Annotated in this window: 21 protein-coding genes and 2 tRNA genes; 17 read left to right on the forward strand and 6 right to left on the reverse strand. The window is 70.1% G+C overall.

What is annotated here, in order from left to right; genetic code table 11:
• Positions 1–42: 42 nt before the first annotated feature.
• Positions 43–1,500, reverse strand: a complete 1,458-nt coding sequence (locus ACFW01_RS01740; protein ID WP_234960327.1) for an amino acid permease — start codon at positions 1,498–1,500, stop codon at positions 43–45.
• 208 nt (positions 1,501–1,708) lie between these two features.
• On the opposite strand from ACFW01_RS01740, the gene ACFW01_RS01745 reads away from it, so the two are divergent.
• Together ACFW01_RS01745 and ACFW01_RS01750 are read left to right on the forward strand one after the other, a co-directional pair.
• The gene (locus tag ACFW01_RS01745) at positions 1,709–2,194 is read left to right on the forward strand and encodes a ribose-5-phosphate isomerase (protein ID WP_352153278.1); all 486 of its coding nucleotides are present in this window, start codon (positions 1,709–1,711) and stop codon (positions 2,192–2,194) included.
• A gap of 534 nt (positions 2,195–2,728) precedes the next feature.
• On the forward strand, positions 2,729–3,556 hold the full coding sequence (locus ACFW01_RS01750; RefSeq protein ID WP_384502140.1) for an Fpg/Nei family DNA glycosylase: 828 nt from the start codon (positions 2,729–2,731) through the stop codon (positions 3,554–3,556).
• Between the two features lie 10 nt (positions 3,557–3,566).
• Here the strand turns inward: ACFW01_RS01750 and ACFW01_RS01755 are convergent, their stop codons facing one another.
• The gene (locus ACFW01_RS01755) at positions 3,567–4,796 is read right to left on the reverse strand and encodes a GNAT family N-acetyltransferase (protein ID WP_384502234.1); all 1,230 of its coding nucleotides are present in this window, start codon (positions 4,794–4,796) and stop codon (positions 3,567–3,569) included.
• 196 nt (positions 4,797–4,992) lie between these two features.
• Here ACFW01_RS01755 and ACFW01_RS01760 point away from each other — a divergent pair, with 196 nt between their 5' ends.
• On the forward strand, positions 4,993–6,183 hold the full coding sequence (locus ACFW01_RS01760) for a PP2C family protein-serine/threonine phosphatase (protein ID WP_384502142.1): 1,191 nt from the start codon (positions 4,993–4,995) through the stop codon (positions 6,181–6,183).
• Between the two features lie 51 nt (positions 6,184–6,234).
• Positions 6,235–6,684 (forward strand): HD domain-containing protein, encoded by a 450-nt coding sequence (locus tag ACFW01_RS01765; RefSeq protein ID WP_384502235.1) that lies wholly within the window; start codon positions 6,235–6,237, stop codon positions 6,682–6,684.
• A 32-nt stretch (positions 6,685–6,716) separates the two neighbouring features.
• Here the strand turns inward: ACFW01_RS01765 and ACFW01_RS01770 are convergent, their stop codons facing one another.
• Complete coding sequence (locus ACFW01_RS01770; RefSeq protein ID WP_234960331.1) at positions 6,717–7,895, reverse strand: acyltransferase family protein; 1,179 nt, start codon at positions 7,893–7,895, stop codon at positions 6,717–6,719.
• 661 nt (positions 7,896–8,556) lie between these two features.
• Here ACFW01_RS01770 and ACFW01_RS01775 point away from each other — a divergent pair.
• Entirely contained in the window at positions 8,557–8,751 is a 195-nt protein-coding gene (locus ACFW01_RS01775; protein WP_053130833.1) for a hypothetical protein, read from the forward strand.
• Positions 8,752–8,796: 45 nt separating this feature from the next.
• Here ACFW01_RS01775 and ACFW01_RS01780 read toward each other — a convergent pair whose 3' ends face one another.
• Both ACFW01_RS01780 and ACFW01_RS01785 read right to left on the reverse strand, forming a co-directional pair.
• Entirely contained in the window at positions 8,797–9,291 is a 495-nt protein-coding gene (locus ACFW01_RS01780) for a hypothetical protein (RefSeq protein ID WP_384502145.1), read from the reverse strand.
• A gap of 91 nt (positions 9,292–9,382) precedes the next feature.
• Positions 9,383–9,456 (reverse strand) — tRNA-Gly (locus ACFW01_RS01785).
• 162 nt (positions 9,457–9,618) lie between these two features.
• Here ACFW01_RS01785 and ACFW01_RS01790 point away from each other — a divergent pair.
• From ACFW01_RS01790 to clpX, 5 genes are all read left to right on the forward strand, one after another.
• Positions 9,619–9,695: transfer RNA gene (locus ACFW01_RS01790), tRNA-Pro, on the forward strand.
• Between the two features lie 195 nt (positions 9,696–9,890).
• Entirely contained in the window at positions 9,891–11,285 is a 1,395-nt protein-coding gene (gene tig / locus ACFW01_RS01795) for a trigger factor (protein ID WP_384502147.1), read from the forward strand.
• A 350-nt stretch (positions 11,286–11,635) separates the two neighbouring features.
• A complete protein-coding gene (locus tag ACFW01_RS01800) occupies positions 11,636–12,241 on the forward strand; it encodes an ATP-dependent Clp protease proteolytic subunit (protein ID WP_064731751.1) in 606 nt (201 codons plus the stop codon).
• 50 nt (positions 12,242–12,291) lie between these two features.
• Entirely contained in the window at positions 12,292–12,972 is a 681-nt protein-coding gene (locus ACFW01_RS01805) for an ATP-dependent Clp protease proteolytic subunit (RefSeq protein WP_122620117.1), read from the forward strand.
• Positions 12,973–13,163: 191 nt separating this feature from the next.
• Complete coding sequence (gene clpX, locus ACFW01_RS01810) at positions 13,164–14,450, forward strand: ATP-dependent Clp protease ATP-binding subunit ClpX (protein ID WP_122620118.1); 1,287 nt, start codon at positions 13,164–13,166, stop codon at positions 14,448–14,450.
• A 73-nt stretch (positions 14,451–14,523) separates the two neighbouring features.
• On the opposite strand, the gene ACFW01_RS01815 is transcribed toward clpX, so the two are convergent.
• On the reverse strand, positions 14,524–15,477 hold the full coding sequence (locus tag ACFW01_RS01815; protein WP_384502149.1) for a hypothetical protein: 954 nt from the start codon (positions 15,475–15,477) through the stop codon (positions 14,524–14,526).
• A gap of 137 nt (positions 15,478–15,614) precedes the next feature.
• Here ACFW01_RS01815 and ACFW01_RS01820 point away from each other — a divergent pair, with 137 nt between their 5' ends.
• From ACFW01_RS01820 to mreD, 7 genes are all read left to right on the forward strand, one after another.
• Positions 15,615–18,239 (forward strand): valine--tRNA ligase, encoded by a 2,625-nt coding sequence (locus ACFW01_RS01820; RefSeq protein ID WP_384502151.1) that lies wholly within the window; start codon positions 15,615–15,617, stop codon positions 18,237–18,239.
• Between the two features lie 158 nt (positions 18,240–18,397).
• A complete protein-coding gene (locus ACFW01_RS01825) occupies positions 18,398–19,924 on the forward strand; it encodes a bifunctional folylpolyglutamate synthase/dihydrofolate synthase (protein ID WP_384502153.1) in 1,527 nt (508 codons plus the stop codon).
• Between the two features lie 6 nt (positions 19,925–19,930).
• Positions 19,931–20,287: a DUF4233 domain-containing protein gene (locus ACFW01_RS01830; RefSeq protein WP_125493043.1), complete on the forward strand. Its 357-nt coding sequence runs from the start codon at positions 19,931–19,933 to the stop codon at positions 20,285–20,287.
• A gap of 103 nt (positions 20,288–20,390) precedes the next feature.
• Positions 20,391–20,804 (forward strand): nucleoside-diphosphate kinase, encoded by a 414-nt coding sequence (gene ndk / locus ACFW01_RS01835; protein WP_064727869.1) that lies wholly within the window; start codon positions 20,391–20,393, stop codon positions 20,802–20,804.
• 319 nt (positions 20,805–21,123) lie between these two features.
• Positions 21,124–22,143, forward strand: coding sequence for a rod shape-determining protein (locus ACFW01_RS01840; RefSeq protein WP_007449816.1), 1,020 nt, complete (start codon positions 21,124–21,126; stop codon positions 22,141–22,143).
• 201 nt (positions 22,144–22,344) lie between these two features.
• A complete protein-coding gene (mreC, locus tag ACFW01_RS01845; RefSeq protein ID WP_384502156.1) occupies positions 22,345–23,382 on the forward strand; it encodes a rod shape-determining protein MreC in 1,038 nt (345 codons plus the stop codon).
• A 13-nt stretch (positions 23,383–23,395) separates the two neighbouring features.
• On the forward strand, positions 23,396–24,067 hold the full coding sequence (mreD, locus tag ACFW01_RS01850; protein WP_125493040.1) for a rod shape-determining protein MreD: 672 nt from the start codon (positions 23,396–23,398) through the stop codon (positions 24,065–24,067).
• Positions 24,068–24,081 lie beyond the last annotated feature (14 nt).

Raw genomic sequence — 24,081 nt, forward strand, 5'->3', positions numbered from 1 at the left:
GACCGGGCGGGCCTCTTTCGTGTCCCGGGTCCGGGCGGCCGGTCAGCCCTTCTCGGCGACGGCCTTGTCGGCGACGTTCTTCCGCGCGGTCATCCGCTGCTTGACGAGGGCGACGACGATGACGAGCGCCGCGACGAGCAGGGACAGCAGCACGGTCGTGCGCCCGTTGTTCTCGGTGTCGGTGAGCATGTAGCCGAGCACGAAGACGATGACGGCGGCGGCCACCCAGGTCAGGTACGGGAACAGCCACATCCGCACCACCAGCTTCTCCGGCGCCTCCGCCTCGATGATCCTCCGCATCCGCAGCTGCGAGAGGCAGATCACCAGCCAGACGAAGAGGGCCACGGCGCCCGAGGAGTTGACGAGGAAGAGGAAGACGGAGTCCGGGAACTCGTAGTTGAAGAAGACGGCGACGAAGCCGAACACCACGGACACGAGGATCGCCGTCCGGGGCACGCCCTGCGAGGTCGTGCGGGCGAAGGCCTTCGGCGCGTCACCGCGCCGGCCGAGCGAGAAGGCCATGCGGGAGGCCGTGTAGAGCCCGGAGTTCAGGCAGGAGAGCACCGAGGTCAGCACGATGAAGTTCATGATCTGACCGGCGTTCGCGATGCCGAGCGAGTCCAGGGCGGCCACGTACGAGCCCTTGTCGACGATCGACTGCGAGTCCCACGGCAGCAGCGCGACCACGACGAAGATGGAGCCCAGGTAGAAGACGCCGATACGCCAGATGATGCTGTTGGTCGCCTTGGTGACGGCGCGCTGCGGGTCCTCGGACTCACCGGCGGCCAGCGTGGGGATCTCGCTGCCCATGAAGGAGAAGACGACGAGCAGTACACCGGTCAGGATCGCGCCCGCCCCGTTCGGCAGGAACCCGCCGTGCTCCGTCAGGTTGGCCAGTCCCGCCTGGTCGGTGTCGGCGCCGGGCAGCAGCCCGAAGACGGCCAGCCCGCCGACGACGATGAACGCGGCGATGGCGACGACCTTGATCCCGGCGAACCAGAACTCGAACTCGCCGTAGGAGCCGACGGAGACGAGGTTGGTGGCGGTCAGGACGACCATCACGATCAGGGCCCAGCCCCACTGGGGCACGGCCGGTATCCAGCCTTCGAGGATCACCGCCCCGGCGGTCGCCTCCACGGCCAGGACGACGACCCAGAAGAACCAGTAGAGCCAGCCGATGGTGAAACCGGCCCAGGGGCCGATCGCCCGGTCGGCGTGCGCGGAGAAGGAGCCGGAGGTGGGGTTGGCGGCGGACATCTCCCCGAGCATCCGCATCACCAGCACCACGAGCGTGCCGACGAGGGCGTAGGAGAGGAGGATGCCGGGGCCCGCGGTGGCGATTCCCGAGCTGGAGCCGACGAAGAGTCCGGCTCCGATGACACCGCCGATGGCGATCATCGACAGATGGCGGTTCTTGAGCCCTGCCTGAAGCCCGGGCCCGGGTTCTCCGGGCCCCGCGGGCCCCTCCTCGGGCTTGGTCAAGGTCGGCTGCGAAGTCATGGGGGGAGGTCTTCCTTTGCGCCGGTCGAGCACTTTCCCGTACGAGCGGTGTACGAGCCGGACCAGTGAAACGGAGGTGAACGGATTGGGGAACCTCTGAATCCGGATCGTTACTTGAGCTTTGCCTGAGGTTCCATAGTTTCACCCGGCGATTGCAAGGCTGACACCCGACAGGGCCCTCCCCTAGGGCGCATGTCACACTCGTCGCATGCGCGTGTATCTCGGCTCGGACCATGCGGGCTTCGAACTCAAGAACCACCTCGTCGACTGGCTCAGGGCGGCGGGCCACGACCCCGTCGACTGCGGCCCGCACATCTACGACGCCCAGGACGACTACCCGCCCTTCTGCCTCCGCGCCGCCGAGCGGACGGCCGCCGAGCCCGGCGCCCTCGGCATCGTGATCGGCGGCTCCGGCAACGGCGAGCAGATCGCCGCGAACAAGGTGAAGGGCGTGCGCGCGGCGCTGGCCTGGAGCGAGGAGACGGCCGCTCTCGGCCGCCAGCACAACGACGCCAACGTCGTCGCGGTCGGCGCCCGCATGCACACGCGGGACGAGGCGACGAAGTTCGTCGAGACCTTCCTCGCCACGCCGTTCTCCGGCGACGAGCGCCACATCCGCCGCATCGACATGCTCGCGTCCTACGAGACCACGGGCGACCTCCCGCCGATCCCCGCACACCACCCGCAGCAGTAGCGCGGGGCGCCTGAGACGGTGCCGTTCCCCGGCGCGGGTGCGTCGGTGCGGGCACGCCGGGGGCGGCGCCCCGCGGCACCCGGGCGCCGGAACGCGCGCCCGGGGTGCTGAGGCCTGGGCCCTGGGGCGCCGGAACGCGCGCTCGGGGTGCCGAGGCCTGGGCCCTGGGGTGCTGGAAGGTGTGCTCGGGGTGCTGGGGCCTGGGCCCCGGGGTGCTGGAAAGTGCGCCCGGGGTGCTGGAACCTGAGCCCCGGGGTGCCGGAATGGACGTCCGGGGTTCCGGAACGTGCGCCCGGGGTTTCGGAACCCGAGCCCCGGGGTGCCAGAACGTGCGCCCGGGGTTTCGGAACGTGCGCCCGGGGTTCCGGAACCTGGGCTCGGGGTGCCGGAAGCAGCGCCCGGGGTACGTACCCCAGGGGTGCAGGGGACGGAGTCCCCGCCGGGGGCCGGGGCGGAGCCCCGGGACGAGTCCCGCCTCTCGACCAACCGAGTCGGGTGGGCGGGTGGGCCAAGGCAAGGAAAGGAAAAGGCACCGTGCCAGAGGGGCACACCATCCACCGGCTGGCCCAGGACTACGCCGCCGCCTTCGCCCGGACGGCAGTCCGCGTCACCAGCCCCCAGGGCAAGTTCGCCGACTCCGCCGCCCTCCTCACCGGCGCCTCCCTCGTCCGCACCGAGGCCCACGGCAAGCACCTCTTCCTCGGCTTCGGCGCCGATGAGCCCGCCGAGCCCGCCGACTGGGTCCACATCCACCTCGGCCTCTTCGGCAAGGTCACCTTCGGCAAGACCCCGGCGCCCCCGCCCACGGACACCGTCCGCCTCCGCCTCGCGAACGACACCGCGTACGTCGACCTCCGCGGCCCCACCACCTGCGCCCTGATCACCGACCCGGAGAAGCGGGCGATACACGACCGCCTAGGCCCCGACCCCCTGCGCCCGGACGCCGACCCGCAGGCCGCCTACCGCCGCGTCTCCCGCAGCCGCACCACCATCGCCGCCCTGCTCATGGACCAGAAGGTCATCGCCGGCGTCGGCAACGTCTACCGCGCCGAGGTCCTCTTCCGCCACGGCATCGACCCGTACCGCCCCGGCAAGGCCATCACCCCCGCCGAGTGGGACACCATCTGGCACGACCTCACCGTCCTCATGCGCGAGGGCGTGCGCAACAACCGCATCGACACCGTCCGGCCCGAGCACACCCCCGAGGCCATGGGCCGCCCGCCCCGCGTCGACGACCACGGCGGCGAGGTCTACGTCTACCGCCGGGCCAGCCTCTCCTGCCACCTGTGCGGCGACGCGATCCGCACCGCGGACCTCGCCGCCCGCAACCTCTTCTGGTGCCCCACCTGTCAGAAGCGGTAGGGCACCGCCCTCAGAACCCGTGCGGCAGCCACGGCACGACCGGCGACCCGAACCCCACCGACGCCTCCGTCAGCGCCCCGGACCGCACCTCCCGCACCCGCCCGGCCGCGGCCAGCGAGGCCAGGCTCACGCCCCCGAGGTAGGCCGCGCCCAACTCCCGTACGGACAGGGCCAGATCCGCCGCGTCGGACGTACGCTCGCAGGACGCGCCCTTGCCGTCGCCGCTCAGCCGCCAACGCCCCTCGTTCCAGGGGCAGAAGGCGTCCTCGACCTCGAACACCACGTCCACCGGCGCCTGGTAGGTCCGCGCCGCCAGCGCCGTCCCCACGTCCACCAGGCGCACGTACAGCGCGTCCCGCAGCGTCGGCCGGCACCGCCGGATGTCGGACACCTGGTACTGCCACGCCTCGTCGACCGGACGTCCCCGCGCCGTCAGCGTCGAGGTCAGGTCGATGTCGAAGAGGAAGCGCCACAGCGCCGCCTCGGTCGCCGCGTCCAGCCCCGCCAGCTCGTCCAGCACCACCGTGCCCTTGGGTCCCGCGGGCTCCCAGTCCGGCCGCACCCGGAACCGCGCGTACCCGGTGACCTCGCCGTCCCGCCGGGCGACCACGCACTGCAAGGGCGAGGCACCCTCCCGTTCCTTCTCCGGATCGAGCAGCCCCAGCCGCTCCCAGCCCGGCAGCCGGGCCGGCATCCCGGGCCGCCCGGGAACCTGCCGGGCGTACACCGCCTCGCACGCGTCGAGCACGTCGGCGGGCGCCGCGTACGCGAGCCGTACGTCATCCGTGCCCGGCGGCACCGACAGCCGGACCCGGTCCGTGTCGATCTCCGCGTTGACCTGGAAGGTCGCGGCGCCGTACCCGAACCGGCCGTAGATCGCCGGTTCGGAGGCGGTCAGTACGGCCAGCGGCTCGCCCCAGGACCGTACGTCGTCCAGCTGCCGCCGCATCATCGACGTGAGCACACCCCGCCGCCGGTGCGTGGCGGCGACACTCACCATCGTCACGCCGGCCGCGGCCACCGCCGCACCGCCCGGCACGGTCAGCCGGAAGTCGAACGCCCCCGCCGTACCGACACACGCGTCGCCGTCCCACACGCCGATCGAGCGCTCGACCCGCGTCAGCTCCCGGTACAGGGCCAGCACCTCGGCCGATTCCGGGATCCCGCCGAAGGCACGGAGCAGCGACCCGTACCAGATGTCCCATTCGTCAGGCCGCAGTACCCGCAGCTCGGTAGCCATGTCGTCGCCTTCGTTGCCCGTGGAGCGTCCCATGCAGCATGCGTACCAGGGCGGTACGGAGCGGAGCGAGACAATTTCCGCGGGGTTGCGGCGCGGAGGCCGTTCGTGAAGTTCACTGTGAAGTCGGGCCTCGGACGGGGGACAAGTGGGACCTCCCGTGCCAAGCGGCCGGTCCGATGGATAGGGTCCCGAACTAATGACAGCAGGACGACAGCGGCGCGCGGCGGCCGAGACGTTCACGGCCCGGTGGAAGAAGCAGTGGCACCGGGCCCGCGTCGGCGTGCGCCGATCCGCCGTCGACTACTTCCGCGGCGACGGCTCGGACTGGATCGCGCTCGCCGGGCTGATGCTCACGATCCCCGTCATCGCGGCCACCACGATGATGAACTCCGTGTGGTGCGCCCCCGCCGCGCTGGTCATCCCGATCGTCGCGGGCGGCCTGCTGCTCCGCCCGGCCAGCCTGCTCGGCCTGTACGCGGCGGCCGCCACGGCGCTGATCGTGGAGTCGGTGCAGCTCGGCCCGTACACCGAGGGCCCCTCACGGGTCACCCCCGGCGTGGTCCTGACCGTCGCGGCCTGCGGCTTCTTCGGACTGCTCGTCGCCCAGTTCCGCAGCCGGGTCGGCGTGCCCTGGCGGCGCGGCGGCACCATGCTCTTCGACCTGCGCGAACGCATCCGCGTCCAGAGCAAGCTGCCCCAGCTGCCGGCCGGCTGGCACCGCGAGATGGCACTGCGCCCGGCCGGCGGCCAGTCCTTCTCCGGCGACTTCGTCGTCGCCGCCCGCACCAACGGCGGCCGGACGCTCGAGGTGGTCCTCACCGACGTCTCCGGCAAGGGCATGGACGCGGCCTCCCGCGCCCTGCTGCTGTCGGGCGCCTTCGGCGGACTGCTGGGCAGCCTGCCCCCGCACGCCTTCCTTCCCGCCGCCAACGGCTATCTCCTGCGCCAGGACTGGGACGAGGGCTTCGCCACCTCCATCCACCTCGTCCTCGACCTCGACTCCGGCGACTACGAGCTGTACTCCGCCGGACATCCGCCGGGCCTCCAGCTCAGCGCGGGCACCGGCCGCTGGGAGGAGAAGTCGGCCGACGGACCGCTCCTCGGCGTGTACGACGGGGCGCAGTTCGACCAGGTGAAGGGCTCGCTGCGTCCCGGAGACGTGCTGATGCTCTTCACGGACGGCCTGGTGGAGACCTCCGACCGGGACATCTCCGAGGGCATCGACCGGCTCACCGGTGAGGCCGACCGCTATGTCGCGGGCGGTTTCCACGGTGCCGCCTGGCATCTGATCGAGGCGGTGGCCAAGGACGTCAACGACGACCGGGCGCTCCTGCTGATCAGCCGGGAGGGACTGACGCCCCAGTCGGCGCCGCCGACGGCAGGCTGACACAGTGGACCCGTGTCCCCTCTGCCCTCACGCACCCCACAGTCCACCCCCATGCTCACCCCGGCCGAGGTCGAGGCCCTCGCCCGCGCCGCCCACGCCGGACAGACAGACAAGGCGGGCCGGCCGTACGCCGAACACCTGGAGGCCGTGGCCGTCGGCGTGCGGCGGCGCGGCGGGGACGACGAGCAGATCGCGGCGGCCTGGCTGCACGACGCTGTCGAGGACGACGCGCTCTCCGGGCAATGGCTGCGCGAGGCCGCGCTGAGCCGCCGTACCAAGGACATCGTCCTCGCCCTCACCAGACGGCCGGGCGAGGCGCCCGAGGCGTACGCGGCACGGATCCTGGCCACGCCCGGCGCGGCCCTGGTCAAGGCGGCGGACCTGGCGCACAACGCCGACCCGGCCCGCCTCGCGGTCCTCGACGCGGCCACCCGCACACGGCTGACCGAGAAGTACACGCGGATGCGCGCACTTCTCGGTCTGGCCGAACCGGGTGCCTGAGGCCGGGGCGGAACGGGCCGCGTCACCCGTCGCTAGACGGAGACCTTCTCACCGGCCCTGTTCGGCGCGGTCGCCTCGCGCGCGTCGGCCGGCTCGGTCTTCTTCTCCTGTTCCTTGCGTCCCCGGGCGGCCGCACCCGGATCGTGCCTGAACGCCCAGTCCATCCTGGGCTCCACGACGAACCGCAGGGCCCGTTGGACCGGCTTGGTGCAGAACAGGGTGACGACGGTGGCACCGAGGACGGTGAGGCCGATCTCGCCGAGCGGCTGGTCCAGCAGGGGCTGCTTGAACCACTCCGTGTAGCTGCCCTCCTTCACCAGGAGGCCGTGCAGCAGGTAGCCGTAGATCGTGCCCGCGCCGAGCGCCGTGAACCACATGCGGCGGCCCGGCACCCAGGCGAAGAAGCAGGCGGTCAGCACGACCGAGCAGCCGAAGAGCGCGAGGGTGACGATCGCACCGGACCACCAGGGCAGGCCCGTGTCCGTCATCGCTTCGTTGCGGTAGAACCAGCCGGTCTCCATGCGCGGCACCGACCACCAGCCGACGACCACGGCCGCCGCGACGACCGGCACGGCCGCGATCCGCACCGAACGGCGGCGCACCAGCTGGAAGTGCTCGGGTCGCAGCACGAGGCCCAGCACGAAGCAGGGCAGGAACTGGAGCACCCGCTGCATGTTCAGGTCGTTCCCGACGCTGGGCGTCACGGACGCCGCCGCGGCGATGGCGAGCGCGATCGGCAGCGGCCAGCGGACCGTCTGCCAGATCGGCGTGGTCAGCCGCCAGACGAACAGCGCGCACAGGAACCACAGCAGGTAGGTGGGGTCCAGCAGGCTGAAGTCGCTCTGCGGGTCCTCGCTGAAGCGGCGGTGCAGCGTGTACACGACCTCGAACACCAGGTACGGGACGGCGACACCCGTGATCAGCCGCTTGACCCGCTTGGGGCTCAGGTCGAAACTGCGCGAGAAATAGCCGGAGATGACGATGAACGCCGGCATGTGGAACGTGTACAGGACCCGGTAGAGGGTCTCCACGGTCCGGTTCCCGTCCAGGATCTGTCCCCAGGCGTGACCGACGCCGACCAGCACGATCGCCAGGTACTTGGCGTTGTCGAAGAACGCGTCACGTTGGCGGCCCGGCTGAGGGCGCTGGGTCTGCTGGTCCGGAGGGGACGGCGTCTTCCGGTCACCGTGCGATCGCAGCGAGCTAGTCATGCAACCCCCCGCCGGAAACTCGGCGAGTCGTCACAGGACCTCGCTGCTCTGGTGGGGGACGGGGCAGCGTAGAACATCTGAGGCACCCTAGCGTTCTCTCTGTGATTCCGTAAAACCCTCGACGTCATTCCTGCATTCGGCTCCCGCATGCCTGTCGGGTACCCCGCATTTCATGGAAGTTGACGCCGCCGTTCGCGTGACGGCACCCACATAGCTGGGTACGCCCTGCTCCGACGGGCCGTGGTCGCACCCCACTTGTCATGACACATCCTGACTAAACGCCGCATAAGACCGGCGGGCGACCTCGCCGGAATGTCCCCTTCAATGCGCTTACGGGGCCCGTGGGTGATCCTGTGATCTCCCTGTGATGGAGCCGGAGCTGTGGCCGCCGCGACAATTCGAAATATCTGCGAACGCGATGTGTGTGTATGGAAACGAACCGGCTGGAATTCCCCGTACGGGTGACCTCTCGAATTCACATACGGGGTGTGATCTTCGAGTGAGCCCGTCCGTGCGGGGCAGCGGGACACCCGGAGCCGGCCGGACGATGTGTCACCCGCCGCATAGCGGGGCCCGGTTGGTGGCACGATGGTTCTGGCGGGGGTGTGCGGTGCGGCACCTCCGGGCCGGGAGAGCGGACCGACCGAGGGTGTGATCAGTTGTGGCCATTTCGCTGTCAGTGGTGCTGCTGTTGGCAATCATCCTGGTGGTGCTGCTCCGGGGAGGCTCCATCAAGGCGGGGCCGGCGATCGTCGCCGTCCTCTTCGGCTTCTTCCTGGCCTCGACCGGCATGGCCGACGACATCCAGCGGTTCCTGAACTCGATAGCGGACACGATCAACTCGATCCAGTTCTAGGGAACCGCCTCCGGGCCCGACCCGGCAGAAGCCGACCGGGGAGGGTCAGGAGGGCTGCCGCCGCCGCTGCCGCGCCACGAACACGGCCGCGACCGCCGAGAGCACCAGGAAGAACAGGGCGCCTGCGCCCGACATCACGGCCAGTACGGCTGCCCCGCCGCCCCCGACATCGGCCTCACGGGCTACCACGTGCGGATCGTCAGCCTGGTACCGGACGGTCAGTGAGCTGCCTGCGGAACTCTTGCCGCCGCCGCTGCCCACGGGCAGATCCGCCACCACGGTCCGTCCGCCGGCCTCGAACTCGACGCGGCACTTGCCCGCCATGCACGCGCCGTCCGTATGCAGCGTCGCGCGCGCCCGCACGCCGTCCTGGAGGGAGCGCAGGTGCTGGGCCGCCGGAAGCGCCACCAGCGCCGACAGCGCAGCCAGCAGCAGCGCGATCACCAGCGACGCCAGGAGGGACGCGCGAGGCCCCGGGCTGCCGTCCCACCGGCGCGCGCCGGTGGCGCCCGCGTTCGATATGCCGTCCAGGGCTCTCACCGTCCGTTTCGTCCGACGGGTCCGGCCGGGACCCCTGGGAACGGCTCAGGGCCAGGCGGAGGAATGATCCTCGACCTGACCCTGAGCCGTATGGAGCGGGCGACGGGAATCGAACCCGCGTAGCTAGTTTGGAAGACTAGGGCTCTACCATTGAGCTACGCCCGCACAGCACGCGCCGCAGGTCGGTGACCGCGGCACTGAAGGCATCGTAGCGGGTCCTTCCCCCTCACCGCACACCCCTTCCGGTCCGCGCCGGTCCGGACGGACGCACCGGAAACTCTGCGGTACCCGGCCCCCGGCGGCATGTACCCTACGTGTCGCACCAGACGGGGTGTGGCGCAGCTTGGTAGCGCGTCCGCTTTGGGAGCGGAAGGCCGTGGGTTCAAATCCCGCCACCCCGACCACCTCGGCCGATCACCTGAGGATCCCCCGCGCACGAGCGCCGGTGATCGCCTTTTGGGCCGTGTAGTCGCTGCCGTTACTATGCAAGCTGCACGCCCGTGTGTCTCAGCGTCTGAAGTCTCCGGGCGGCGAAATTTGCCGGATGCCGCTCTGGCTCCGGCAGAACCCAAGAAGTCAGCCACCAAGGAGACCGAACCGTGAAGAGCGCCGTGGAGACCCTGAACCCGACCCGGGTTCGGCTCACTGTCGAGGTGCCCTTCGAGGAGCTCAAGGACAGCCTCGACGCGGCGTACAAGAAGATCAACCAGCAGGTCACGGTGAAGGGCTTCCGCAAGGGCAAGATCCCGGCCCGGGTCATCGACCAGCGGTTCGGCCGCGGTGCGGTGCTGGAGGAGGCGGTCAACGACGCGCTTCCCAAGTTCTACACCGACGCGGTCAACGAGGCCGAGCTGAACCCGCTCGGCCAGCCCGAGGTCGACATCACGGAGCTGAAGGACGGCGAGACGCTGAACTTCACCGCCGAGGTCGACGTCCGCCCGACCGTCGAGATCCCGGACTACTCCGGCATCGAGGTCGAGGTCGACGCCGTCGACGTCTCCGACGAGGACGTCGAGAAGTCGGTGGAGCAGCTGCGTGAGCGCTTCGCCTCCACCTCCCCGGTCGAGCGCGCCGCCGCCGAGGGCGACGTGGTCACCCTCGACCTGCGGGCCGAGGTCGACGGCGAGGTCCTGGAGGACGGCGTCGCCGACGGCGTCTCCTACACGATCGGCTCCGGCGAGCTGCTGGAAGGCATCGACGACGCCGTGACGGGCCTGGAGGCCGGTGGCGAGACCACCTTCACCTCCGAGCTCAAGGGCGGCTCGGGGGCCGGCAAGGAGGCCCGGGTGACCGTCAAGGTCAGCCAGGTCGCCGCGCGCGAGCTGCCCGAGCTGGACGACGACTTCGCGCAGCTCGCGTCGGAGTTCGACACGCTGGAGGAGCTGCGCGCCGACAGCCGCAAGCGCCTCGCCAACATGAAGCAGTACGACCAGGCCACGCAGGCCCAGGAGCGCGTGCTGGACAAGCTGCTCGAACTGGTCGAGGTCCCCGTCCCCGAGAAGCTCCTCGAGGACGAGGTCAACACCCGTAAGCACAACCTCGAGCACCACCAGCTCGGCCAGATGGGTCTCGACCTGGAGAAGTACCTGGAGCTCCAGGGCAAGACGGCCGAGGAGTTCGAGACCGAGACCCGTGAGGCCGCGGTCAAGGGCATCAAGACCCAGTTCGTCCTCGACGAGCTGGTCAAGCAGGAGAAGCTCAACGTCAGCCAGGAAGAGCTGACCGAGCACCTCATGCGCCGCGCCTCCTCCTCCGGCATGTCCCCCGACCAGTTCGCCCAGGCCGTCGTCGAGCAGGGCCAGGTCCCGCTCCTCGTCGGCGAGGTCGCCCGCGGCAAGGCCCTGGCCGCCGTGGTCGAGAAGGCCACGGTCAAGGACACCAACGGCGAGATCGTCGACCTGGACGACGAGGAGGAGGAGACGGAGGCCGCCGCCGAGTCCGCCGAGTCCACCGAGTCGGGTGACGAGAAGGCCGAGGAGAAGACCGAGGGCTGACCCTCGCGGCTTCCCCAGACGGACGCAGAAAGGGCCCCGGACGACCAACGCCGGGGCCCTTTCGCGTACGGCTGGACAGCCCCCTCAGGGGCGCGGGGCTGTGTCGATGTGCGGCTCCGCCGCGCGGGCGCGGGCCACCACGACGGGGCACCCGGCGACCAGCAGGACCTGCCACGGCGCTACGCCCCCGGCGAACACCCGCAGAACCGGGATGGCGCCGCAGGCCCACCGCGTTAGGGTCCATGAATACGAGGGCAGGGGAGTCCCCGAAAGCGGCTCCAGCCCCGCAGGGAAACGTGAGACGGCCCGGCGCCGTCGTAAGACGAGCAGGTGGATACGTGACGAATCTGATGCCCTCAGCCGCCGGCGAGCCCTCGATCGGTGGTGGCCTCGGCGACCAGGTCTACAACCGGCTGCTCGGCGAGCGGATCATCTTCCTCGGCCAGCCGGTCGACGACGACATTGCCAACAAGATCACCGCACAGCTGCTGCTCCTTGCCGCCGACCCGGACAAGGACATCTTCCTGTACATCAACAGCCCGGGCGGTTCGATCACGGCCGGCATGGCGATCTACGACACCATGCAGTTCATCAAGAACGACGTGGTGACGATCGCGATGGGCCTCGCGGCCTCCATGGGGCAGTTCCTGCTCAGCGCGGGCACCCCGGGCAAGCGCTTCGCGCTCCCGAACGCCGAGATCCTGATCCACCAGCCGTCCGCCGGCCTCGCCGGTTCGGCCTCGGACATCAAGATCCACGCCGAGCGGCTGCTGCACACCAAGAAGCGCATGGCCGAGCTGACCTCTCAGCACACCGGCCAGTCGGTCGAGCAGATCACCCGCGACTCGGACCGCGACCGCTGGTTCGACGCCTTCGAGGCCAAGGAGTACGGCCTCATCGACGACGTGATCCCCACCGCCGCCGGCATGCCGGGCGGCGGCGGCACGGGCGCCTGAGCCATCCCCCGCCCCGAGCCGACCGCCTCAGCCCCTTTACAGGAGACACTGTGAACGACTTCCCCGGCAGCGGCCTGTACGACCGCTCGCGTGCCGAGTACACCGGCCCGTCCGCCGAGTCCCGCTACGTGATCCCGCGCTTCGTCGAGCGCACCTCGCAGGGCGTGCGCGAGTACGACCCGTACGCGAAGCTCTTCGAGGAGCGCGTGATCTTCCTCGGCGTCCAGATCGACGACGCCTCCGCCAACGACGTCATGGCGCAGCTGCTGTGCCTGGAGTCGATGGACCCCGACCGGGACATCTCGGTCTACATCAACAGCCCCGGCGGCTCCTTCACGGCGCTCACGGCCATCTACGACACGATGCAGTACGTGAAGCCGGACATCCAGACGGTCTGCATGGGCCAGGCCGCCTCCGCCGCCGCCGTCCTGCTGGCCGCCGGCACCCCGGGCAAGCGCATGGCGCTCCCGAACGCCCGCGTGCTGATCCACCAGCCGTACAGCGAGACCGGCCGCGGTCAGGTCTCCGACCTGGAGATCGCCGCCAACGAGATCCTCCGGATGCGCTCGCAGCTGGAGGAGATGCTGGCCAAGCACTCCACCACGCCGGTCGAGAAGATCCGCGAGGACATCGAGCGCGACAAGATCCTCACGGCCGAGGACGCGCTGAGCTACGGCCTGATCGACCAGATCATCACCACCCGGAAGATGGACAACTCCTCTCTCCGCTAGGCGGGAGGCTGTATCGTCTGCCGCTCCTTGGCACGGTTTGACGCGGTTCACGTCAAAGCGAACCGTGCCAAGGGGGGCCCGGACGGGGGGCCCGGCAAGGTACCGTCGGACATAAGGCAGCACCAGGAGTCCGCTGCACGTCGACGTCAGGTCGACGTCCAGGAGTCTCCCAGGCGAAGGGGAAGCACACCGTGGCACGCATCGGTGACGGCGGCGATCTGCTCAAGTGCTCGTTCTGCGGCAAGAGCCAGAAGCAGGTCAAGAAGCTCATCGCAGGGCCCGGTGTCTATATCTGCGACGAGTGCATCGATCTCTGCAACGAGATCATCGAGGAAGAGCTCGCGGAGACCAGCGAGGTGCGCTGGGAGGAGCTTCCGAAGCCCCGCGAGATCTACGAGTTCCTCGAGGGCTACGTGGTCGGCCAGGAGGCGGCCAAGAAGGCCCTCTCCGTCGCGGTGTACAACCACTACAAGCGGGTCCAGGCCGGCGAGAACGGCGGCGCCCAAGGCCGCGAGGACGCCATCGAGTTGGCCAAGTCCAACATCCTCCTGCTGGGCCCCACGGGCTCCGGCAAGACCCTCCTCGCGCAGACCCTGGCGCGCATGCTGAACGTCCCCTTCGCGATCGCCGACGCCACGGCGCTCACCGAGGCGGGGTACGTCGGGGAGGACGTCGAGAACATCCTGCTGAAGCTGATCCAGGCCGCCGACTACGACGTCAAGAAGGCCGAGACCGGGATCATCTACATCGACGAGATCGACAAGGTCGCGCGGAAGAGTGAGAACCCCTCCATCACGCGCGACGTGTCGGGCGAGGGCGTCCAGCAGGCCCTGCTGAAGATCCTGGAGGGCACCACCGCCTCCGTCCCGCCGCAGGGCGGCCGTAAGCACCCCCACCAGGAGTTCATCCAGATCGACACGACGAACGTCCTGTTCATCGTGGGCGGTGCCTTCGCCGGCCTGGAGAAGATCATCGAGGGCCGGGCGGGTGCCAAGGGTATCGGCTTCGGCGCGCAGATCCGCTCCAAGCGGGAGATCGAGTCCAAGGACCAGTTCGAGCAGGTCATGCCGGAGGACCTGGTCAAGTTCGGCATGATCCCCGAGTTCATCGGCCGGCTCCCGGTCATCACCTCGGTCCACAACCTCGACCGCGAGGCCCTGCTCCAGATCCTGGTCGAGCCGCGCAACGCCCTCGTCAAGCAGTACGAGCGCCTCTTCGAACTCGACGGCGTGGAGCTGGACTTCGAGCGCGAGGCCCTGGAGGCCATCGCCGACCAGGCCATCCTCCGCCAGACCGGCGCCCGCGGCCTGCGCGCCATCATGGAGGAGGTCCTCCAGGGCGTGATGTACGAGGTCCCGTCCCGCAAGGACGTCGCCCGCGTCGTCATCACCGCCGACGTGGTCCTCTCCAACGTCAACCCGACGCTGATCCCCCGTGATTCGCGGGGGCGCGGCTCGGGCGAGCAGAAGACGGCGTAACCGCCGCGCGTACGACGCAGCCGAAGGGGCCCCGGTCGACTCGACCGGGGCCCCTTCCGCTGTTCCGCCCGGCTCAGGCCTTGACGCGGATCTCCTTGCGGAGCTTGGTGGTGACGTCCACCGCGACGTCCTTCGTGATGCCCTTGGTGGCGTCCCCGGGGGAGACGACCGCGGCGGTGCTGTAGTCGGCCCACGCGCAGATCCAGTCGGTCTTCTCCTTCTTGGTCAGCTGGTTGGTGCCCTCGACCCCCTGGCACTTCATGACCGCCCCGTCGAGGTCGACCGACTCGGGCTCACCGACCACCTTGCCCCCGGTGCCGCTGCCGGACGAAGAACTCTTCTCCGACTGCTTCTTGAACTCCGCGAAGAACTTGTCGAGCGTCGCCTCGGGGTCGGAGATCTTCCCGTAGCCGCCGATGAAGGTGATGCCCTTGGCCGTCGCCATCTCCGAGGCGTCGGGCTGGGTGCTCGGGTCCGAGGGGTCGTAGTCGCTCAGGTCCGCGGTGGAGTAGAACCCGGTCACCCCCTTGCCGTCCTCGATCCCGGTCTTCGCGAGGTCCTCCGCGTCGCTGTCGGAGGAGGGCGCGGACTCGTCACCGGCACGCGTGTAGTCGCCCAGGACCGTCGCCGGCGTCGTCAGCTTGTGCGCGCCGTCGTCCTCCAGGCCGCCCGCGCCGCCGCCCCCGCCCAGCACGAAGTACGCGCCCACGCCGATGGCCGCCACGACCGCCACCGCGCCGATGATCAGGCCGGTCTTCTTCTTGCCGCCGCCCGGCGCCGGGGGCTGGGGCATGCCGTAGGGCTGCTGGCCGTAGGGCGGCTGCTGGCCGTAGGGAGGGGTCTGCGGCGGGACGCCGCCCTGCTGCTGCGGGTAGCCGTAACCCGGCTGAGGGGGAGGCGTCTGCTGGGGGTAGCCGTAGCCGGGCTGGGGGGCCTGCGGCGGCTGCTGGCCGTACGGGCCCGGCTGGCCGTACGGTCCGGGCTGCTGGGGCTGCCCGCCGTACGGGCCCGGCTGGTTGTGAGACATTCCTGGGTTCCCCTCCAGATGCTTACGTGATGCCGACATCCTGACTCAGACCTGGCGTGCGCAGGTCACCGGGGGGCGCACCGTTACAAAGGAAACGCGTTTCGGGACACGGCCGTGACGCCCTTAAACTGACCCCCGTGACCGAGAACTCTCAGCAGCCGCAGCCAGCCCCCAGCACCGAACTGCCGACCCAGTACGCGCCGGCCGAGGTAGAGGAGCAGCTGTACGAGCGCTGGGTGGAACGGGGTTACTTCGAGGCCGACGCCAAGAGCGAGAAGCCTCCGTACACCGTCGTCATCCCCCCGCCGAACGTCACCGGCAGCCTGCACCTCGGGCACGCCTTCGAGCACACGCTCATCGACGCCCTGACCCGCCGCAAGCGCATGCAGGGGTACGAGACGCTGTGGCAGCCCGGCATGGACCACGCCGGCATCGCCACGCAGAACGTCGTCGAGCGGGAGCTGGCGAAGGAGGGCAAGTCCCGGCACGACCTGGGCCGGGAGGCGTTCGTCGAGCGCGTCTGGCAGTGGAAGGGCGAGTCCGGCGGCCAGATCAGCGGGCAGATGCGCCGGCTCGGCGACGCCGTCGACTGGTCCCGTGAGCGCTTCACGATGGACGAGGGCCTCTCCCAGGCCGTCCAGACCATCTTCAAGCGGCTCTACGACGACGAACTGATCTACCGCGCCGAGCGCATCATCAACTGGTGCCCGCGCTGCCTGACCGCGATCTCCGACATCGAGGTCGAGTACCAGGACGACGACGGCGAGCTGGTCTCCATGAAGTACGGGGAGGGGGACGACACCATCGTCGTCGCCACCACCCGCGCGGAGACGATGCTCGGTGACACGGCCGTCGCCGTCCACCCCGAGGACGAGCGGTACAAGCACCTGATCGGCAAGCTCATCAAGCTGCCGCTCACCGACCGCTCGATCCCCGTCGTCGCCGACGAGCACGTCGACCCCGAGTTCGGCACCGGCGCCGTCAAGGTGACGCCCGCCCACGACCCGAACGACTTCGAGATCGGCCGGCGCCACGACCTGCCCGCCATCGCGGTCATGGACGAGCACGCCGTCATCACCGCCCACGGCCCCTTCCAGGGCCTGGACCGCCTCGAGGCCCGCTCCGCCATCGTCGCCGCGCTGCGCGCCGACGGCCGGATCGTCGCCGAGAAGCGGCCCTACGTCCACAGCGTCGGCCACTGCTCGCGCTGCAAGACCACCATCGAGCCGCGCCTGTCCATGCAGTGGTGGGTCAAGGTCGGCCCGCTGGCCAAAGCGGCCGGCGACGCCGTCCGCGACGGCAAGGTCAAGATCCATCCGCAGGAGATGGAGAAGCGGTACTTCGACTGGGTCGACAACCTCCACGACTGGTGCATCTCGCGCCAGCTGTGGTGGGGCCACCGCATCCCCGTCTGGTACGGGCCCAGCGGCGAGGTCGTCTGCGTCGGTCCCGACGACGAGGCGCCGACCGGCGAGGGCTGGACGCAGGACAACGACGTGCTCGACACGTGGTTCTCCTCCGGCCTGTGGCCGTTCTCCACGCTCGGCTGGCCCGAGCAGACCGAGTCGCTCGCGAAGTTCTACCCGAACTCCGTCCTGGTCACCGGCTACGACATCCTCTTCTTCTGGGTCGCCCGGATGATGATGTTCGGCCTCTACGCGATGGACGGCACCCCGCCGTTCCACACCATCGCCCTGCACGGCATGGTCCGTGACCAGAACGGCAAGAAGATGTCCAAGTCCTTCGGGAACGTCGTCAACCCGCTGGACTGGATGGACAAGTACGGCTCCGACGCGCTCCGCTTCACCCTCGCGCGCGGCGCCAACCCGGGCACCGACGTCCCGATCGGCGAGGACTGGGTCCAGGGCTCCCGGAACTTCGCCAACAAGATCTGGAACGCCACCCGCTTCGCGCTGATGAACGGCGCGACGGTCGAGGGCCCGCTCCCGGACGCCTCGCGGATGTCGTCCACCGACCGCTGGATCCTGTCCCGGCTCAACTCGGTGGTCGCCGAAGTCGACGCGTACTACGAGGACTACCAGTTCGCGAAGCTCTCCGACGCCCTGTTCCACTTCGCCTGGGACGAGGTCTTCGACTGGTACGTCGAGCTGTCCAAGACGACGTTCCAGGCCGGCGGTGAGGCGGCCGAGGTCTCCCAGCGCGTCCTGGGCGAGGTCCTGGACGTCACGCTGCGCCTCCTCCACCCGGTCGTCCCCTTCGTCACGGAGACCCTGTGGACCACCCTCACGGGCGGTGAGTCCGTCGTGATCGCCGAGTGGCCGACCGACTCCGGATTCCGGGACGCCGGCGCCGAGCGGGAGATCGAGACCGTCCAGTCGGTGATCACCGAGGTCCGCCGCTTCCGCGCCGACCAGGGCCTCCAGCCCGGCCAGCGGGTCCCGGCCCGGCTGACGCTCGCGGGCAGCCCCCTCGCGGCCCACGAGGCGGCCGTCCGCCAGCTGCTGCGCCTCCAGCCGGAGGGCGACGCCTTCACCGCGACGGCCACGCTCCCGGTCGCGGGCGTCGAGGTCTCCCTCGACCTCTCCGGCGTGATCGACTTCGCCGCCGAGCGCAAGCGGCTCGCGAAGGACCTCGCCGCCGCCGAGAAGGAGAAGGCCCAGGCCACCGCCAAGCTCGGCAACGAGGCGTTCCTGGCCAAGGCCCCGGACAACGTGGTCGACAAGATCCGCGGCCGCCTGGCCAAGGCGGACGAGGACATCACCCGCATCCGGACCCAGCTGGAGAAGCTGCCGCAGGAGTAAACGCAGGTACGCGAACGAAGGCCCCCGGCGCATGCAAGCGCCGGGGGCCTTCGCGCCCCCAAGGGGCGCGGGGAACTGCGCGACAAGCCACGACGGGCCGTCCCACGCCACGGGACCTCAGCCACCCCGCCGCGGGCGACCTCCGTAGACTGGGACCCGTGAGTGACAACCCCGGCGAGAACGACCAGCCCGACCCCGCAGACGACCCCACCGACTCCTTCGAGCAGATCATCGCGGCGGAGACCACCCGCGACCCCGACCTCGCCGTCATCGAGGCCGGCAGCCGCACCCTGCGCACCCAGGGCGGCCCCCCGCAGGCCGACGTGCCCGGGCGCCCCGAGGACCCCGAGGTGGACAAGGCCCTGCGCGAGGTCGAGGCGGAGCTGGCGACCCGCTGGGGCGAGACCAAGCTGGAGCCGTCCGTCGCCCGGATCGCCGCGCTGATGGACGTACTGGGCGACCCGCAGCGCTCGTACCCCTCCATCCACATCACGGGGACGAACGGCAAGACCTCCACCGCCCGCATGATCGAGGCCTTGCTCGGCGCCTTCGAGCTGCGCACCGGTCGCTACACCTCGCCGCACGTGCAGTCCATCACCGAGCGGATCAGCCTGGACGGCGCCGCGGTCTCCGCCGAGCGGTTCGTGGAGACGTACGAGGACGTCAAGCCGTACGTCGAGATGGTGGACGCCCAGCAGGAGTACCGGCTGTCCTTCTTCGAGGTGCTGACCGGCATGGCGTACGCCGCCTTCGCCGACGCGCCCGTGGACGTCGCCGTCGTCGAGGTCGGGATGGGCGGCTCCTGGGACGCGACCAACGTCATCGACGGGGACGTCGCCGTCGTCACCCCCATCGACCTGGACCACACCGACCGCCTGGGCGAGACGCCCGGCGAGATCGCCACCGAGAAGGCCGGCATCGTCAAGCAGGACGCCACCGTGATCCTGGCCCAGCAGCCGGTGGACGCGGCGCAGGTGCTGCTGAAGAAGGCCGTGGACGTCAACGCCACCGTCGCCCGCGAGGGCCTGGAGTTCGGCGTCGTCTCCCGGCAGGTCGCCGTCGGCGGGCAGCTGATGACCCTGCGCGGCGTCGGCGGCGAGTACCCCGAGGTCTACCTGCCGCTGCACGGCGCCCACCAGGCGCACAACGCCGCCGTCGCGCTGGCCGCCGTCGAGGCGTTCTTCGGCGTGGGGGCGCAGCGTCCCGAGCCGCTGGACGTCGACACCGTCCGCAAGGCGTTCGCCGCCGTCGCCTCGCCCGGACGGATGGAGGTGGTGCGGCGCTCGCCGACCGTGGTGCTCGACGCCGCGCACAATCCGGCCGGCGCCCGGGTCACCGCGGAGGCCGTCGGCGAGGCCTTCGAGTTCAGCCGGCTCATCGGCGTGGTCGGCGCGAGCGGCGACAAGAACGTGCGGGGCTTCCTGGAGGCCTTCGAGCCGGTCTTCGCCGAGGTCGTCGTCACCCAGAACTCCAGCCACCGCGCGATGGACGCCGACGAACTGGCCGGGATCGCCGTCGAGGTCTTCGGCGAGGACCGCGTCCAGGTCGAGCCGCGGCTGCCGGACGCCCTGGAGGCCGCGATCACGCTGGCCGAGGAGGAGGGCGAGTTCTCGGGCGGCGGTGTCCTCGTCACCGGTTCCGTCATCACCGTCGGCGAGGCCCGACTGCTCCTGGGGAGGGGCTGAGACACCGTGCGTACGCTCTGTGCTTCCACTCTGATCGGCGAGGTCTTCGTGATCGGCTTCGCCGGCCTGGTCGCGATGAAGGACCCGGACCTGTCCACGGGGACGGTGTGGACGGTCTGCGGCATCGCCATGTTCCTGTGCGTGGCGCTGTGCGGCGCCGTGACCCGGCCGGGCGGCGTCGCCCTCGGCTGGGCGCTCCAGATCGCCCTGATCGCCTCCGGCTTCGTCGTCCCGGCGATGTTCTTCCTGGGCGTCGCCTTCGCCGCCCTGTGGTGGGCCTCCGTGCACTACGGGCGGAAGATCGACGAGGCCAAGGCGAGATTCGCCGCCCAGGCCGAGGCGGCCGCGCCCGACGCCGCCTGAGCGGGCCTCCCCGCCACCGCCTGACGCTGCGTGACCGGCGCCGCGACACGCCCGGTAACCTCAGTCATCACCCGCACAACCGCACACTGCAAGGGAGCCCCTCGTGACGCAGCGCAGCCTCGTCCTCCTCAAGCCCGACGCCGTCCGTCGTGGCCTGACCGGCGAGATCATCAGCCGTATCGAGCGCAAGGCCGGCTGGCAGATCACCGCGCTGGAACTGCGCACCCTGGACGCCGAGACCCTGGAGCAGCACTACGGCGAGCACAAGGGCAAGCCCTTCTACGAGCCGCTGGTCGAGTTCATGGCGTCCGGCCCGGTCGTCGCCCTGGTCGTCGAGGGCGAGCGGGTCATCGAGGGCGTGCGCGCGCTGGCCGGCCCGACCGACCCGATCGCCGCCGCCCCCGGCTCCATCCGCGGTGACTACGGCGTGATCGTGAGGGAGAACCTGATCCACGCCTCCGACTCCGAGGAGTCCGCCGAGCGCGAGCTGAAGATCTTCTTCCCGGGCCGGGTCTGAGTCCACTCCGGGACCCGCCAGACATCTTTTTTCTGACAGCCCGTCAGTCGAACGGCCCAGGCGGAGCAGGGGGCGGTCGCGTCGAAAGCGGCCGCCCCATGGCATATGCGCGCCTGATCGGGGGAACGGATGCCACCGTTGGCCCGTCTCCACAAGCGAGGCGGTGCGCCATCTGCTGACAATGGCGAAGACCCTCGCGCAGTGTTCGCGAAAGCGCGTCTACGATAGAAGCCTCCACGCGTCACTGCACCCACTTCGCCTACCTGAAAAGCCCTCAAAAGCTCCTGGGAAGGCCAGTCGAATCCTGATGGGGAACTCAATGTCGTTCATCGGCCGTGACATGGCTGTCGACCTCGGGACCGCCAACACGCTGGTGTACGTCAGGGGTCGCGGGATCGTACTCAACGAGCCGTCCGTCGTCGCGATCAACACCAACACCGGTGGCATCCTCGCGGTCGGCGCCGAAGCGAAGAAGATGATCGGGCGCACGCCCGGCAACATCGTTGCCGTGCGTCCGCTGAAGGACGGCGTCATCGCCGACTTCGAGATCACCGAGCGGATGCTCCGCTACTTCATCCTGAAGATCCACAAGCGGCGGTATCTGGCTCGTCCGCGGGTCGTCGTCTGTGTGCCCTCGGGCATCACGGGCGTCGAGCGCCGCGCCGTCATCGAGGCGTCGTCCCAGGCCGGCGCCCGGCAGGTGCACATCATCGAGGAGCCCATGGCCGCGGCCATCGGCTCCGGCCTGCCGGTCCACGAGGCCACGGGCAACATGGTGGTGGACATCGGCGGCGGCACCACGGAGGTCGCGGTCATCTCGCTCGGCGGCATCGTCACGGCCCAGTCCATCCGCGTCGCGGGTGACGAGCTGGACAACGCGATCATCCAGCACGTGAAGAAGGAGTACAGCCTTCTGCTGGGTGAGCGCACGGCCGAACAGATCAAGATCACGATCGGCTCCGCGTACGACCTCGACTCCGACGAGCACACCGAAATCCGCGGCCGGGACCTGGTCTCCGGCCTGCCCAAGACCGTCGTCATCTCCGCCGCCGAAGTGCGCAAGGCGATCGAGGAGCCGGTCAACGCGATCGTCGACGCCGTCAAGACGACCCTCGACAAGTGTCCGCCGGAACTGTCCGGCGACATCATGGACCGGGGCATCGTCCTGACCGGCGGCGGCGCGCTGCTGCGCGGGCTCGACGAGCGGCTGCGCCGGGAGACCGGCATGCCGATCCACATCGCGGAGGACCCGCTCGACAGCGTGGCGCTCGGCAGCGGCAAGTGCGTCGAGGAGTTCGAGGCGCTCCAGCAGGTGCTGGACGCCTCGCCCCGCAGATGACGTAACACTTCGGTTCCGCCGTACGAGACGATCTCCTCTCGTGCGGCGGATCGTTGATATAGAGGGTTCCGGTACCAGACGTACGTGAAGCGCCCGATGCACCGCACGTACCGCGAAGTACCGCATCACCTGAATTCCTGAACACCGCCACGTAAATTCCGAGATTCCCGAATTTCGACGAGGAAGGCACGGCCGCCGCACGTGAGGGACACGAAAGAGAGCCGGCTGCTCCTGGTACTGCTGATCGCCGTCGCGTTCGCGCTGATCACGGTGGACATCCGCGGTGGGGAGGACTCGCCGGTCGACGGTGCCCGGCAGGCCGCGGCCAACGTCTTCGGTCCGATCGAGAACGGGGTCTCCTCCGCGGTCGATCCGGTGGGCAACGCGGTCTCCGCGATCCGCGACTCCGGCGACCGGCACGACCGCCTCGCCGAACTGGAGACGCAGAACGCGGCCCTGAAGGCGAAACTCGGCAGCGACGAACGCGGCCGCAGCCGCCTCCAGCAGTTCGACAAGATGCTCGGACTGGCCGGCGCCGGACAGTACGGGATCAAGGGCGCCCAGGTCATCGCCATAGGAGCCGCCCAGGGCTTCTCGTGGACCATCACCATCGACGTCGGTGCCAACGACGGCATCAAGCGCGACATGACCGTCCTCAACGGCGACGGCCTCGTCGGACGCGTCACCACCGTCGGCCCCAACACCGCCACCGTGCTGCTCGCCAACGACCCGGACTTCACCGTCGGCACCCGGATGGAGTCCGGCGACGAACTCGGCTTCGCCGCCGGACAGGGCAGCCGCCCGCTGCGGGTCGAACTCCTCAACGGCAAGGCCGACGTCAAGAAGGGCGACCGGCTGGTCACCTTCGGCTCCCAGGCCGACAAGCCCTTCGTGCCCGGCGTACCCGTCGGCACCGTCTCCCGCGTCGACCCCAACGGCGGCGACCTGACCCGCATCCTCGAAGTCACGCCGTTCGTCAGCTTCACCAAGCTCGACATCATCGGCGTCGTCGTCCAGGCGCCGCAGAAGGACCCGCGCGACACGGTGCTCCCGGAGAAGTCGAAGCCGAAGCCCACCCCGACGGTGACGGTCACCGCGACCCCGTCCGCCGGTGCCGACCCCGAGGGCCAGACGCAGAACGGCCAGGACGAGCAGTCGCTCCAGGACGAGCAGTCGCTCCAGGACCAGCAGTCACAGCAGAACGACCAGACAGAGCAGAACGAGCAGACCGAGCAGTAGGAGTTCTCACCCCATGCGCGTCAACCGGATCCTGCTGTCCGTCGCCCTGGTCGTCGTCGCCCTGGTGATCCAGGTCAGCGTTCTCGCCCGCCTCCACCTGCCCGGCGCCGTCCCCGACCTGCTGCTGCTCACCGTCCTCGGCCTCGCCCTGGTCTACGGCCACGTCGGCGGCGCCCTCGTCGGCTTCGGCGCCGGACTCCTCGCCGACCTCGCCCCGCCCGCCGACCACGCGGCCGGACGCTACGCCCTGGTGCTCTGCGTCATCGGCTACCTCGCCGGACTCGCCAAACCGGACAACGGCCGGCTCAGGTCGGCCACCGGCCCCATGGTCGTGGTCGTCGCCGCCGCCGTCGGCACCACCCTGCTCTACGCCGGCGTCGGCGCCCTGGTCGGCGACACCGCCGCCCGCCACGTCGGCCTGCCCAGCCTGCTGTTCACGGCCGCCCTGTACGACCTGCTGCTCACGCCGTTCGTCGTCCCCGGCGTCATGGCGCTCGCCCGGCGCGCCGACAACGACCCGCTGGCCGACACCAACGCCGCCGCCCAGAGCCCCGACATCTCTTCCGGCTGGCTCTCCGGCGGCACCGGCCTGCGCATCGGCCGACAGCGCGGCGGGCTGCGGATGAAGACCGCGCGGGCACGCGTGGCCCGGGCCGGACGCATCAAGGGGGTCAAGCGGCTGTGAGTGCGACGCGGCAG

The sequence above is a fragment of the Streptomyces sp. NPDC058985 genome, assembly GCF_042740985.1.
Lineage (GTDB): Bacteria > Actinomycetota > Actinomycetes > Streptomycetales > Streptomycetaceae > Streptomyces.